The organism is Dyella agri, from assembly GCF_044904705.1.
Classification (GTDB): domain Bacteria; phylum Pseudomonadota; class Gammaproteobacteria; order Xanthomonadales; family Rhodanobacteraceae; genus Rhodanobacter_A; species Rhodanobacter_A agri.
Genome location: NZ_JADIKL010000001.1, coordinates 28,874 through 42,981 on the forward strand (window position 1 = coordinate 28,874; position 14,108 = coordinate 42,981).

Consider the following 14,108-nt stretch of genomic DNA (forward strand, 5'->3'; position numbering starts at 1 on the left):
CCTGTCGGCCACATGCATGCTGCACGATGTGTCCCGTCCCTCCATGGATCACGGAGGCCACTGATGCCCAGCGACAGTCGACCTCCCTCTGCGCCCTGTCCCGGCGCATCCCAACCGATTTCCCTTCCCCGGACCGCAGCGTCCGGCGCGATGCACGGCTGAGCCCGGCTTGCATCCGCCACCGCCCGGCCGGTCGCCACGGATGCAAGTCATGTTTACGAACACCCATCACCCACGTGCACGTGTTGCCGCCACTGCGCTCGCCATCGCCCTTGCCTGCCTGCTCGGCGGCTGCTCGCACGGCGAACCGGCCCAGGAAGCCGCCCCCGCCTTCGTGCGCCACGACCAGCGCATCGAGGTGCCGGCCGTTTCGCCGCTGCGCCAGCGGCTGAAGGTCGCGCCGGTCGAGCTGCATCAGGCACCACACGAACTGGACTTCCCCGCCACCGTCGAAGCCGACCCGGCGCACATGGCCAACGTGCTGCCCGCGCTCGGCGGCCGCGTGGTCGAACTGCATGTCGAGCTGGGCCAGCAGGTACAGCGCGGCCAATTGCTGGCGGTGATCGACTCCGGCGATCTGGCCCAGGCCTATGCCGACGTGGACAAGGCGCGCGACGCGCTGAACCTCGCACGCAAGACGCTGGATCGCGCCCACGGCGTGCAGCAGGCCGGCGGCGCGGCAGTGAAGGATCTGGAAGCGGCGCAGAGCGGCTACGTGCAGGCCGAGGCGGAATACCGGCGCGCGCAGACGCGGCTGGCCGCGCTGGGCAGTGATGCCGGCGCCAAGGCCGGATCGCGGCCGATGCAAGTGCGCGCTCCCATGGCCGGCACGATCACCGCGCTGACCATCGCGCCCGGCACCTTCGTCAACGACGCCAACGCGTCGATGATGACCATCGCCAACATCGACAAGCTGTGGGTCACCGCCGCAGTGCCGGAAGACGCGCTTGGCCAGGTGGCGCAGGGCCAGGCCGCCACCGCCAGCGTACCGGCCTGGCCGGGCCGGGCGTTCCACGGCACCGTGACCTCGGTGGGCGCCGTGCTCGATCCCGCCAGCCGCCGCGAGCCGGTGCGCATCGCCATGACCAATGCCGACCACGCGCTCAAGCCCGGCATGTACGCCCGCGCCAGCCTCGCCGTGGCGCAGCCGGCGCAGGTGTTCGTGCCCGAGTCGGCGCTGCTGATGAACAACGACAGCACCACGGTGTTCGTGGAAGTGGCGCCGTGGACGTTCGAGCGCCGCACAGTGGAACTGAGCTACGACGAAAGCGCCGGCGCCCGCGTGCTGAAGGGCCTCAAGGCAGGCGACCGCGTGGTGGTGGCCGGCGGAGTGCTGCTCAATGATTAACCGCATCATCGAGTTCTGCTTCCAGAAACGCACGTTGTTCTTCGTGGTCAGCGTGCTGGTGGCGATCTTCGGCTACTACTCGTGGACGCAGCTTTCCATCGAAGCCTATCCCGAACTCAGCGCCGTCACCGCGCAGGTCACCACGCAAGTGCCCGGCCTCGCCGCCGAGGAAATCGAGCAACAGATCACCACCCCACTGGAACGCGCCCTGGCCGGCACGCCGGGCCTGATACACATGCGCTCCAGCAGCACCTTCGGCCTGTCGCTGATCACCCTGGTGTTCAAGGACGGCAGCGAGGATTACTGGGAGCGCCAGCGGGTGATGGAACGCATCGCCCAGGCGCAGCTGCCACCCGGCATCACGCCCGGCCTCGACCCCGTCTCCGGCCCGGCCGGCGAGATCTACCGCTACACGCTGGCGTCGGACACGCAAAACCTGATGCAGTTGTCCGAGATCAACAGCTGGGTGGTGATCCCCGCGCTGCAAGCCGTGCCCGGCGTCGCCAACGTGGACAACTTCGGTGGCTACACCAAGGAGTTCCAGCTGGTGCTCGACCCGGCCAGCTTGCTGCGCTACGGCGTGAGCGTGAGCCAGGTGACACAGGCGATCACCGCGAACACCGCGAACGCCGGCGGCGGCCGCATCACCCGCGGCGAGCAGAGTTACATCGTGCGCGGCATCGGCATGGTGCACTCGCTGAAGGACATGGGCGACATCGTGGTGAGCCAGTCGAACGGTTCGCCGGTGAAGGTGCGCGACCTCGGCCAGCTGCGCTACGGCCATCAGGTGCGCGAAGGCATCCTCGGCAAGGACAGCAACCCCGACGCCGTCGAAGGCATCGTCGACCTGCTGAAGTACCAGAACCCGTCCGTGGTGCTGGTGGATCTGCACGCCAAGGTCGACGCACTCAACAAGCAGCTCGCGCTGAAGGGCGTGAAGATCGTGCCCTACCTCGACCGCGACGACCTGGTGCGCGCCACCACCGACAAGGTGTTCCACACCGTGATGGAAGGCGTCGGCCTGGTCTGCCTCGTGCTGATCCTGTTCCTGGGCAGCCCGCGCGCGGCACTGGTCACGGCCACGGTGATCCCACTGTCGCTGGTGACGGTGTTCATCCTGATGCACCTCACCGGCATGTCGGTGAACCTGTTCTCCATTGGCGCCATCGACTTCGGCGTGATCGTGGACGGCGCCATCGTGGTGACCGAGGCGATCCTGCTGCGCCGCGAAGCGAAGCCGAACGAGGAACTGGCCAGTGCCGACGTGATGGCCGCCACCGCGCAGGTGGGCAAGCCGATCTTCTTCGCCACGCTGATCATCGTCACTGCCTACCTGCCGCTGTTCGCGTTCGAACATGCCGAAGGCAAGCTGTTCCGGCCGATGGCGTTCACCGTGGGCTACGCGCTGCTGGCCGCGCTGCTGTGCACGATCACGCTGATCCCCGGACTGGCGTACCTCGCGCTGCGCAAGCCGCGCAAGCCGTTCCACAACAAGCCGCTGGAACGCCTGCACGCCGGCTTCAAGTCCAGCCTCGACCGCTTGCTGAAGCACCTGCGTGCGGCCTATCTCGCCACCGCGCTCGCGGTAGTGGCCGTGCTCGTGCTGGGCGCCACGCTGGGCCGCGCCTTCCTGCCCACGCTGGACGAGGGCTCGCTGTGGCTGCAGGTGCAGATGCCCAGCGGCCTGTCGATGGACCAGGCCAGCAACATGGCCAGCGGCCTGCGCCGCGTGGTGCGCTCCTTCCCAGAGGTGTCCTACGTGGTCACCCAGCTGGGCCGCAACGACACCGGCACGGACCCGTGGACGCCCTCGCACGTCGAAGTGGCGGTGGGGCTCAAGCCTTACGACACCTGGCCGGGCAATGAGAGCAAGGAAGCCTTCGTGCAACGCTTCCAGGCGAAGCTGGATCGCGAGTTGCCCGGCATGAGCGTGGGCATCAGCCAGCCGATCAGCGACGGCGAGAACGACATGGTCAGCGGCGCACACAGTGCGTTGGTGCTGTACGTGTACGGCGACGATTTCAAGCAGATGCGCAAGCTCGGCGACAAGATCGTGGACACGCTGAAGACCATCCCCGGCACCGAGGCGGCGATCTTCCAGGATCCGCCGATCCCGCAGCTGGTGATCGAGGCGGATCGCGATGCCGCGGCGCGCTACGGCGTCAACGTGTCCGACATCAGCGGCCTGATCCAGACCGCCATCGGCGGTGCGCCGATCACCCAAGTGTACGTGGGCGACCGCATCTACAACGCCACCGCGCGTGTGGGCAACGACGTGGCGAACAACGTGGAAGCCATCGGCAGGTTGCCGCTGACCACCGCCAGCGGCGGGCAGATCCCGCTGTCGCTGGTGGCGCACATCGCTTACCGCACCGGCGAAGGCACCATCGCTCACGAGGGCGGCAAGCGCGAGCTGTCGATCACCGTGGACAACCCCAGGCTCGCGCTGTCCAAGCTGGTGTCGCAGGCACAGTCGCTGATCGCGCAAAAGCTGCAATACGACCCGCAGGCGTACCGCCTCGAATGGGCCGGCACCTTCCAGGAGGCCGAGCGCGCGCAGGCGCGTTTGATCGTGGTGCTGGGCATGGTGATGGCGATCATGGCGGTGCTGCTGTTCGGCGAATTCGGCAAACTCAGGCAGGCGCTGCTGGTGCTGGGCGTGGTGCCGCTGGCGACGCTGGGCGGATTGATCGCTCTGCATGTACGCGGCGAGACGCTGAACATCGCCACCGCTGTAGGCTTCATCGCGCTGTTCGGCGTGGCGGTGCAGAACGGCATCATCATGGTCGCCAACATCAACCGCCTGCGCATGCAGGGCATGGCATTGGCGCAGGCCGTGGTGGAAGGCGCCGCCGAGCGCTTCCGCCCGGTGCTGATGACCGCCACCGTGGCCAGCATGGGCATGCTGCCCGCCGCGCTCGCCACCGGCATCGGCACCGACGTGCAGCGCGGCCTCGCCACCGTGGTGGTGGGCGGCCTAGCCATCGCCACCCTGCTCACGCTCTATCTGCTGCCGGCGCTGTACTACGCGCTGGAAAGCTGGATCGAGCGCCGCTACCCGCCGCGCGTGGAAAGCTCCGCACCCACGCAAGGCATTGCCCATTGATCCAGGAGCCTGCTTAAACAGGCTCCAAGGCACGCCGCTATATAGCGCGGGCCGCCATCAGGTGTCCGCATGAAGACATTCATCATCAACAAGTACCGCACGCTGCCCTTGCTGGCCGGCGCCACCCTGCTCGCCGGCTGCATGGTCGGCCCCGACTTCCATCGCCCTGCCGCGCCGCAGACCGACCATTACACCGCGCAGCCCCTTCCCGCCACGATCGGCAACGGCAGCGATGCGCAGCATTTCGTCGCTGGCATGGACGTGCCCGCGCAATGGTGGACGCTGTTCCGTTCGCCGAAACTGGATGCGCTGATCCGCCAGGCGCTCAAGGCCAATCCCGGACTGGAGGCCGCGCAAGCCTCGTTGCGCCAGGCGCAGGAGGGGCTGGCCGCCGGCAAGGGAGTGCTGTACCCGAGCGTGGCGGCCGACTACAGCGTGGCGCGCCAACGCGTCGCCGGCACGCTGGCCAGTCCGGCCGCCTCGGGCTACGACTACTACACCTTGCACACCGCGCAACTCAGCGTGTCGTGGGCGCCCGACCTGTTCGGCGGCAACCGACGCCAGCTGGAAGCCTTGCGTGCGCAGACCGACGTGCAGCGCTTCGAGCTGGAAGCAGCCCGGCTCAGCCTGACGTCAAACGTGGTAGTGGCGGCGATCAACCAGGCCGGCCTGCGTGCGCAGGTCGAAGCCACCCGCAAGATCATCGCCAACCAGCAGCAAACCCTAGACTCCTTCCAGCGCCAGCAGCAGCTGGGCCAGCTCGCACCGGCCGATATCGCTGCGCAACAGGCCACGCTGGCGCAAGCCCAGGCCACGCTGCCGCCGCTACAGAAACAACTCGATCAGCAGAACGATGCACTGGCCGCCTTGCTGGGCCTGGTACCGGCCGACGCACCGGCGACGGCTTTCAAACTCGCCGACCTGCACCTGCCCGACCAGCTCCCGCTCAGCCTGCCCTCGCGACTGGTGGAACAACGGCCGGATGTGCGCGCCGCCGAGGCCCAGCTGCACGCAGCCGGCGCCCAGGTGGGCGTGGCCGAGGCCAACCGCCTGCCGAAGTTCACGCTCAGCGCCAACGCCGGCAGCTCGCCGACGAAGATCAGCGACCTGTTCAGCCACGGCACCGTGTTCTGGAATCTCGCCGCCGACGTCAGCCAGCCGCTGTTCGACGCTGGCAGCCTGAAGCACCAGCAGCGGGCCGCCGAAGCGGCCTACGATGCGGCGAAGGCGCAATACCGCGGCACCGTGATCGCTGCGTTGCAGAACGTCGCCGACACGCTGTACGCGCTGAAGGCCGACGCCGACGCGCTGCAGGCCGCGCAAACCGCCGAGCAAGCCGCCGCCCGCAGCCTTGCCATCAATCGTCGCCAGTTCGAACTGGGCGACGCGAGTCATCTCGCCGTGCTGCAGGCCGAACAGACCTGGCAGCAGGCTGAAGTGACGCTGGTGCAGGCCCAGGTGAACCGCTACAGCGACACCGCTGCCTTGTTCCAGGCACTGGGCGGCGGCTGGTGGCAACGCGAGAATGCGCAAACGCCCTGACGCCCTGAGGCTTGGCACCACACGATGCGACCCACGTTCCCGACCCTGCTGCTTGCCGGTGCACTCGCGCTGGCAAGCAGCGCCCGCGCCGACGAGGCGCCGCTGTTCATCCCGCAATGGCTGGGCGCGCAATACACCTTCGTCGACCAGCATCAGGGCCGTGTGCATTCGCCTTACGCCGGTTCGCTCAGCCTGCATGCCCAGGGCGACACCGAGCGCTCGCACACCTTCGGCGCCTATTTCGGCATGGCGCTGCCCGCGCACCTCGCGTTCTATTTCGACGTGGAGATGTTCCGCGGCGAGGGCGTCAGCGGCGCCACCGGGCTGGGCGGGCTCACCAATGGCGACGTGATCCGCGCCGGCGTGGCCGGGCTGGGCCGCGGCGCTTATGTCGCGCGGCGTTACCTGCAATGGTCGCTGCCGCTGGGCGAAGCGCGCGAAACGGTGGAGCGCAGCCAGGATCACCTGCCCAGCACGCAGGCCACGCAACGCATCGAGGCGAAGCTGGGCAAGATGGCGGTAAACGACGATTTCGACCGCAACCGCTACGCCAACGGCACGCGCACCCAGTTCATGAACTGGGATCTGTTCAACGCCACCAGCTGGGACTTCGCCGCCGACACGCGCGGCTACACCGAGGGCTTGATGCTGGCCTGGGTCAATCCCGCCTGGACGCTGCGCTACGGCGTCTACCGCATGCCGTACGAGGCCAACGGCCAGCGGCTGGAAAGCTCGCTGCGCCACGCGCGCGGCGAGCAATGGCAGCTGAGCCTGCACCCGCACCCCGACGGCTGGGTGCTGCGCCTGCTCGCCTTCCACAACATCGCCCGCATGGGCAGCTACCGCGATGCCATCGCGCAGGCGCTGGCCAGCGGCCAGGCGCCGAACGTGCATGCCGACGACTACCCCGGCCGGCACAAGTTCGGCTGGGCGATCAACGGCGAGCTGCCGCTGGCCGACGGCGGCGACACCGGCTTGTTCGCCCGCGCGGGCTGGAACGACGGCCACACCGAATCCTTCGTATTCAGCGAGGTGGACCGCACCCTCAGCGGCGGCTTCCAGCTTTCGGGCGCGCACTGGGGCCGCAGCGCCGACCATATCGGTATGGGCTTCGCGCTCAACGCGCTGTCGCGGCCGCACCGCGAATACCTGGAACTGGGCGGATCAGGCTTCGTGCTAGGCGATGGCGCGCTGGACTACGCACACGAGGAGATCGCCGAGGTCTACTACAGCTACGCGCCTTTCCCTCACCTCACGCTGAGTCCCGACCTGCAGTGGGTACGCCACCCCGGATACAACCGGGATCGCGGGCCGGCGGCGTTTGCGGGGGTGCGGGCGCACGTGGAGTTCTGACGCCTCGCTCCCCTCGCCCATTGGCAGGAGAGCGAAAGCTACGCCGGGCGCCGCGCCAGCTCGAGCGCTGCGATCCGCCGTCCCAGCCGCGGCGCCAGATAGCAATGCGACCCGCAGGGCAGCAATCCCGCATCGGCGAAACTGCGCAGGTACCAATCCGGCGAGCGCATGCGGAAGCCGTCCAGGTCGCCATCCACACCATCGCGGCTAGTGAACACCTCCAGAAAAGCCACGCCTTCGACCATCTCCGCGATACCGGTGAGCCCCGCGCGGATCTCCGCCGGCTTGAGGTAGTGCAGCACGTCGGTGCACACGATCAGGTCGAAACGCGTGTCGAAGCGCAGGTGTTCGAGCTGGCCGAAGCTAGCCCAACCGATGTTGCGGCTGCGGCCGTAGCGCGCCACCACGTACTCGCTGGCGTCCAGCCCGCGGTAATCGATGCCGGGCCGCAAGGCGCGCAGCGGCGCTCGCCACGTACCTTCGCCGCACCCGACGTCCAGCACGTTGCGCACGGGCCGGCCGAGGTAATACTCCGCCTGCGCCACCGCCATCGCCACCTTGCGCCTGAGCTCGGCCGGCGAGCCCACCGCATGCGCGGGGTTGCGGTACCACTTGTCGAAATAGCTGCGGTCGTAGGTCTTGGGCATGGCGGAGGCGGCTCTGTTCGATCCCGGCGGGAGGCGCATGGTAACCGGCGCAAGAGGCTGCGAAAGATGAATCGCCATCGAATCCGCCCGGCGCATCACAACACCGTGGTCATCCGCTCCGGCACCCTCGCCGTTGAACCCATCCGACACCCTACCCGCCGGAGAACGGACGCATGCCCGCCGCACCGACACACCACCGGAGTCTCGCCCTGGGTTTGTTGCTGGGATGCCTGCCCGCCCTGGCCTGCGCCGGCCAGGCTTCGCCACAGCGCATGTCCACCGCCACCGTCACCGCAACGGTCGACGGATTGAGTCTCTCCGACATCGCCTGGCTGCGCCGCGACGGCTTCGGCCTGGACAGCGCCACGCTGGCACACTACCGCCAGCTCGGGCGCACGCGCTTTCTCGACGAGCAGCTGGCCGGCGGCGACGACACGCTGCCGCCGCAGGTGGCCGCGCAAATCCAGGCCTTCCCCGTGGTGAACACGCCGCTGCCCGCACTGTGGGCGGATTTCCAGTCGCACAACAAGCAGTTCAAGGACACGCCCGCCGGCCCGGCCAAGGACGCCGCGAAGACGGCGATCCAGCAATACCGCCGCGACCTCTACCAGCAGGCCGCGCAGGCCGAGTTGCTGCATGCGGTCTACGGCAGCAACCAGCTCAAGGAACAACTGGTGTGGTTCTGGCTCAACCACTTCAGCGTGTACGCGGACAAAGGCCCGGTGCGCGTGTTCGCCGCCGACTACGAGGAAAAGGTGATCCGCCCGCATGCGCTGGGCAAGTTCAAGGATCTGGTGATGGCCACGCTGCAGAGCCCGGCCATGCTGGTGTTCCTGGACAACGTGCACAACGTCAAGGACAAGACCAACGAGAACTACGCGCGCGAGCTGATGGAACTGCATACGCTTGGCGTCGGTTCGGGCTATACCCAGGCCGACGTGCAACAGCTGATGCGCGTGCTCACCGGCTCCGGCCTGCTGCCGCCTAACCAGGCAAGGCGCAGGGGCGGCTTCATGTGGATACGTCCGATGCCGCTGCGCAACGCCTTCCCTGCGGCGCGCAACGGCTTCTTTGTTTTCAACCCGGACAAGCACGACTTCGGCGACAAGGACTTCCTCGGGCAGACCATCAAGGGCAGCGGCTACGCGGAGATCGAGCAGGCGGTGGACCTGATCGTGCGCCAGCCGGCCTGCGCGCATTTCGTCTCGCAGCGGCTGGCCGAATACTTCATCGACGACCAGCCTTCGCCCGCCCTGGTGGATGCCATGGCGCATACCTTCCAGCGCACCGACGGTGATATCGCGGCGGTACTGCGCACGATGCTGCTGTCGAAGGAAGCCGCCGCCGTGGGCGGGCACAAGTTCAAGGATCCGACGCGCTTCCTGGTTTCCGCGATGCGGCTGACCTACGACGGTCAGCCGGTGCCCAATGCCGTGCCGCTGGTGAATTGGCTGCGCCAGATGGGCGAGCCGCTGTACGGCCGCATCACCCCGGACGGCTGGCCGCTGGATTCGGCAAGCTGGACCGGTTCGGGCCAGATGAGCAAGCGCTTCGACTTCGCCCGCGTGATCGGCAGCGGCCGCAACCGGCTGTTCGTCGACGACAACGGCAGCGCGGATGCCGCGAACGATCCGCCGCCCGGCGCGCCGGACCTGCAAGGCTCTGCGCTGTATCGTGACGCGATTGCGCCGCAGCTCTCCGATGCCACCCGCAAGGCGCTGTCGCAGGCCAGGTCGCCGATGGAGTGGAATACCTTCCTGTTGTCCTCGCCCGACTTCAACTATCGCTGAGGTACCGCCATGAACCGCCGCGAATTCTTGCTTGCCGCCGCCGGCGCAGCCGCCGCGTCCACGCTGTCGTTCTCTGGCCGCCTGTTCGCCGCACCCGCGAGCTCCCCACGCTTCCTGCTGGTGTTCCTGCGCGGTGGCTACGACTGCAACAACCTGCTGGTGCCCTGCGGCAGCGACTTCTACTACGCGTCGCGCCCCAGCCTCGCCATCGCGAAGCCCGACCCGAACAGCCCCGACAGCGCCGTAGCGCTGGATGCGGACTGGGGCCTCAGTCCCGTGGTGCGCGATTCGCTTTACCCGCTATGGCAGAAGAAGCAGCTTGCCTTCATCCCGTTCGCCGGCACCAGCGATCTCAGCCGCAGCCACTTCGAGACGCAGGACCACATCGAACGCGGCGCCGCGACGGATGGCGCAGGCAACTACCGCTCCGGCTTCCTGGCGCGGCTGTCGGGCGTGCTCACCGGCGTGCCGGCGATCGCCTTTACCAACAACCTGCCGCTCTCCTTCCAGGGCGCAGGGCATGACATCCCCAACATCTCGCTGAAAGGCGATCCCAAATCGCATTTCGATGAACGGCAGGCGGCGATCCTGTCCGGCATGTACAAAGGCACGGCGCTGGCCCAGGCCTCCGCCGACGGCCTCGCCCTGCCCAAGACCGTATCCGTGGACCTGCGCGACGAGATGGTGGCGGCCAGCCGTGGCGCGCCGAGCGCACACAACTTCGCCGAGGAAACACGGCGCATCGCCGCCTTGATGCGCGACCAGTACCGGCTCGGCTTCGTCGACGTGGGCGGCTGGGACACCCACGTCAATCAGGGCAGCACCAAGGGCGGCCTCGCCAACAACTTGAAGAACCTCGGCGAAGGCCTGGTCGCCTACGCCGACGCACTGGGCCCCACCTGGAACGACACCACAGTGGTGGTGCTCTCCGAGTTCGGCCGCACCTTCCGCGAGAATGGCGACAAGGGCACCGACCACGGCCACGGCACCGTGCACTGGGTGCTGGGCGGCAAGGTCGCCGGCGGCCGCCTTGCCGGCGAGCAGCTCGCGGTGAATGCGCAAAACCTGCTGCAGAACCGCGACTACCAGGTGCTCAACGACTACCGCGACGTGCTGGGCGGACTGTTCGCGCGGCTGTGGGGGCTGAGCCCCGGCCAGCTGCAGACGGTGTTCCCGCAGGTACGGCCGAAGGACCTGCGGCTGGTGTAGGCGCCTGTCGAGGGCGCCTTGCCGGCAAGCGGGCCATGCGAGATTCCGTGCACGCATCGAGCGAACCTGCGCTGCCATGCGCATCGGCGTGCCGGCGCAATGCGAGAATGCGCCTATGACCCCGCTGAAGTATCTCCAGGCGTATCCGCCCGCCCTGCAGGACAAGGTGCACCAGCTGATCGCGCAGCAACGCCTCGGCGAGCACCTGGCCGCGCGCTACCCGGATCGCCATGACGTGCAGAGCGACAAGGCGCTGTACACCTACGTGGCCGCGCTGAAACAGCAGCACTTGAAGACCGCGCCGGGCATAGACAAGGTGCTGTACGACAGCAAGCTCGACGTGGTGCAGCGCGCGCTGGGCCTGCACACCGCGATTTCGCGCGTGCAGGGCAGCCGGCTCAAGGCGAAAAAGGAGATCCGCGTGGCCAGCCTGTTCAAGGCCGCTGCGCCGGAGTTCCTGCAGACGATCGTGGTGCACGAGCTGGCGCACCTGAAGGAGGCCGAGCACAACAAGGCGTTCTACCAACTCTGCCAGCACATGCTACCGGACTACCACCAGCGGGAATTCGACCTGCGCCTGTACCTGACCTGGCGCGAGTTACCTTCGACGAACATCACCGACCCACAGGAATGACGATGGATGGCGCGGCACTGCAGAAATATCTGTTGCGACTGTTCGAGCAGCACGAGGTGGTGCTCGACGCCGACGAGGACGGCTGGCTGACCACCGACGGCGACTTTCCGTCCGTACGCGCCCAGTGGCACGAAGGCATGGCCGGCGAGCCGGGGCACCTCGACATCGACATCGTGCTGAGCGAGGAACGCTGCATCGAGGAAAGCTTTGCCGGCCACGGCACTGGCCCGGACGGCTGCATGGCCGCCCTCCGCGCGTTCGAGCAAAGCGCGTTCCATCCGCTGCTGGCCGCCTGCTGGTACGTCACCGATGACCGCAAGCTCACGATCACCACGTGGGACACCGGCGCCCGCACCTGGGACGTGTTCGCCGGCCCCTTCGCCGTGCACGGCGCGGACATCACCGACCTGGAAATGCTGGAACAAGTACCTGCGGCCATCGAGACGGTGCTGCAGCGCGAAACCTTGTCTCCCGAACTGCACTGGCTGCGCGTGGTGTACCGTCGCACGGCGACAGGCGAGGCGCGCGGCGAAGTCCTGTTCGACAACGCACCATGGGCCGCGGGCACCGATGCCCTGTCCGTCCTGGCATGGCCGCAGAGCGGCCACTACAGCGCCCACGGCTTCATCCTGCTGGACGTGCGTGATTACTGAGTAGCTCGCGCGGACTTGGCGGGAGGCGCCGGTGCATGGGCAAAAGACCACCACCCACGCAGCTGCCGACGCAGCATTGTCCCTGCCACCTTTTCACCCGCTTGCAAGCGTCGACTGAACGGCAAGAGGCCATGAACACGTATCCATCGTGCCGCTTACGCAGCCGTCGACAACTGATTGCATTCAACCGAGCCGGCCTGGAATAACCACATGCGCAGTCGTACTGCCGCCATCCGTCCCATCCTTATGCTGCCCCTACGAGTTGCGCCATCAGTCCTGCTGGCATGCGCCGTTCTGTTCCTTGCTGCTTGTGCCGGCACGTCACCGCGCCAGAACACGACGACCACCGGTGCGACGCTCAGCCGCGACGATCTCACCTGGCTGCGCCGCGACGGCTTCGGCGTGGACAGCGCGGACGTGGCGCGTTATCGCACGCAAGGTCGCGACGGCCTGCTGAACGCGCAACTCGCCGACCAGGTGCATGAGCCGTTGTCGCCACCCGTCGCCTCGCTGATCCACGGCTACGAGGCAGTGCGTACGCCACTGCCGCAGCTGCTCGCCGGGCTTTACGGCACCCAGCAGCAGATCAACGCGATGCCCGCTGGGCCAGACAAGGACGCCGCCAACAAGGCACTGCAGCAGCACGGCAACCAGCTGATGCAGGAAGCGCGGCAGGCCGAGCTGCTGCAGGCGGTGTACGGGCCGAACCAGCTCAAGGAACAGCTGGTGTGGTTCTGGCTCAACCACTTCAGCGTGTACGCACCCAAGGGCCGCATCCGCTGGGAGCTGGCCGACTACGAGCAGCGTGTGATCCGCCCGCATGCGCTGGGCAAGTTCCGCGACCTGGTGATGGCCACGCTGGAAAGCCCGGCGATGCTGGAATACCTGGACAACGCGCAGAACGCCAAGGGCCACGTCAACGAGAACTACGCGCGCGAGCTGATGGAGCTGCACACGCTGGGCGTGGGCGCGGGCTACACCCAGCAGGACGTGCAGCAGCTGGCGCTGATCCTCACCGGCGTCGGCATCGCGCCGGTGGACGGCAAGCCGCAGCGTTTCAACGCGAAGGCGGCACCGCTGGTGGTGCAGCGCGGCCTGTTCCAGTTCAACCCGTACCGCCACGACTTCAGCGACAAAGTCCTGCTGGGCCGGCACATCAAGGGCGGCGGCTATGCCGAGGTGCGCGAGGCGGTGGACATCATCGTGCACCAACCTGCCTGCGCGCGGTTCATCTCCCGCCAGCTCGCGCAGTACTTCGTGGCTGACACTCCGCCGCCCGCACTGGTGGCGCGCATGGCCCAGACCTTCCAGCGCACTGACGGCGACATCGCCGCCGTGCTGCGCACCCTGTTCGACGCACCCGAGCTGCTGGCCAACGGCCGCCAGTTCATGGACCCCACCCGCTTCGTGGTGTCGTCGGTGCGCCTGGCCTACGACGGCAAGCCGATCGCGAATGCGCTGCCGCTGCTGTACTGGCTGGATCAGCTGGGCGAGCCGCTGTACGGCCGCATCACCCCCGACGGCTGGCCGCTGGACGGCGCGAGCTGGACCAGCTCGGGCCAGCTGTCCACACGCTTCGACATCGCCGCCGCGATCGGCAACGGCAATACCCAGCTGTTCACGCCGCCTGGCAGCCAGACGCGCCAGGCCGGCTTCCCGATGCTCGCCACGCGGTTGTACTACGACGCGATCGAGCCGCACCTCTCCGGTGCCGCGCGCGGCGCGCTGGCCAAAGCGCAATCGCAGCAGGAATGGAACACTTTCCTGCTCGCCTCGCCGGACCTTAACTATCGCTAAGACACCGCTTCGGGCGAGACCGCCCTAGT

At 67.7% G+C, this 14,108-nt stretch carries 10 protein-coding genes; 9 read left to right on the forward strand and 1 reads right to left on the reverse strand.

What is annotated here, in order from left to right:
* Nucleotides 1-211: 211 nt before the first annotated feature.
* From ISP14_RS00135 to ISP14_RS00150, 4 genes are all read left to right on the forward strand, one after another.
* Nucleotides 212-1,348, forward strand: coding sequence for an efflux RND transporter periplasmic adaptor subunit (locus ISP14_RS00135; RefSeq protein ID WP_404534894.1), 1,137 nt, complete (start codon nt 212-214; stop codon nt 1,346-1,348).
* A complete protein-coding gene (locus ISP14_RS00140) occupies nt 1,341-4,454 on the forward strand; it encodes an efflux RND transporter permease subunit (RefSeq protein ID WP_404534896.1) in 3,114 nt (1,037 codons plus the stop codon). Before ISP14_RS00135 ends, ISP14_RS00140 begins: the two co-directional genes overlap by 8 nt.
* 69 nt (nt 4,455-4,523) lie before the next feature.
* Nucleotides 4,524-5,996 carry an efflux transporter outer membrane subunit gene (locus tag ISP14_RS00145; RefSeq protein WP_404534898.1) on the forward strand — a complete coding sequence of 491 codons (1,473 nt, stop codon included), beginning with the start codon at nt 4,524-4,526 and terminating at the stop codon, nt 5,994-5,996.
* 24 nt (nt 5,997-6,020) lie between these two features.
* On the forward strand, nt 6,021-7,349 hold the full coding sequence (locus tag ISP14_RS00150; RefSeq protein ID WP_404534900.1) for a carbohydrate porin: 1,329 nt from the start codon (nt 6,021-6,023) through the stop codon (nt 7,347-7,349).
* A 38-nt stretch (nt 7,350-7,387) separates the two neighbouring features.
* On the opposite strand, the gene ISP14_RS00155 is transcribed toward ISP14_RS00150, so the two are convergent.
* Nucleotides 7,388-7,996 carry a class I SAM-dependent DNA methyltransferase gene (locus ISP14_RS00155; RefSeq protein WP_404534902.1) on the reverse strand — a complete coding sequence of 203 codons (609 nt, stop codon included), beginning with the start codon at nt 7,994-7,996 and terminating at the stop codon, nt 7,388-7,390.
* Nucleotides 7,997-8,169: 173 nt separating this feature from the next.
* Here ISP14_RS00155 and ISP14_RS00160 point away from each other — a divergent pair, with 173 nt between their 5' ends.
* The 5 genes from ISP14_RS00160 to ISP14_RS00180 all read left to right on the forward strand — a co-directional run bounded on the left by ISP14_RS00160 (nt 8,170) and on the right by ISP14_RS00180 (nt 14,079).
* On the forward strand, nt 8,170-9,786 hold the full coding sequence (locus tag ISP14_RS00160; protein WP_404534904.1) for a DUF1800 domain-containing protein: 1,617 nt from the start codon (nt 8,170-8,172) through the stop codon (nt 9,784-9,786).
* Between the two features lie 9 nt (nt 9,787-9,795).
* Nucleotides 9,796-10,995: a DUF1501 domain-containing protein gene (locus ISP14_RS00165; RefSeq protein ID WP_404534907.1), complete on the forward strand. Its 1,200-nt coding sequence runs from the start codon at nt 9,796-9,798 to the stop codon at nt 10,993-10,995.
* Nucleotides 10,996-11,110: 115 nt separating this feature from the next.
* A complete protein-coding gene (locus ISP14_RS00170; protein WP_404534909.1) occupies nt 11,111-11,629 on the forward strand; it encodes a M48 metallopeptidase family protein in 519 nt (172 codons plus the stop codon).
* A gap of 2 nt (nt 11,630-11,631) precedes the next feature.
* On the forward strand, nt 11,632-12,282 hold the full coding sequence (locus ISP14_RS00175) for a DUF6348 family protein (RefSeq protein ID WP_404534911.1): 651 nt from the start codon (nt 11,632-11,634) through the stop codon (nt 12,280-12,282).
* A gap of 210 nt (nt 12,283-12,492) precedes the next feature.
* A complete protein-coding gene (locus tag ISP14_RS00180) occupies nt 12,493-14,079 on the forward strand; it encodes a DUF1800 domain-containing protein (RefSeq protein ID WP_404534914.1) in 1,587 nt (528 codons plus the stop codon).
* Nucleotides 14,080-14,108: the final 29 nt, after the last annotated feature.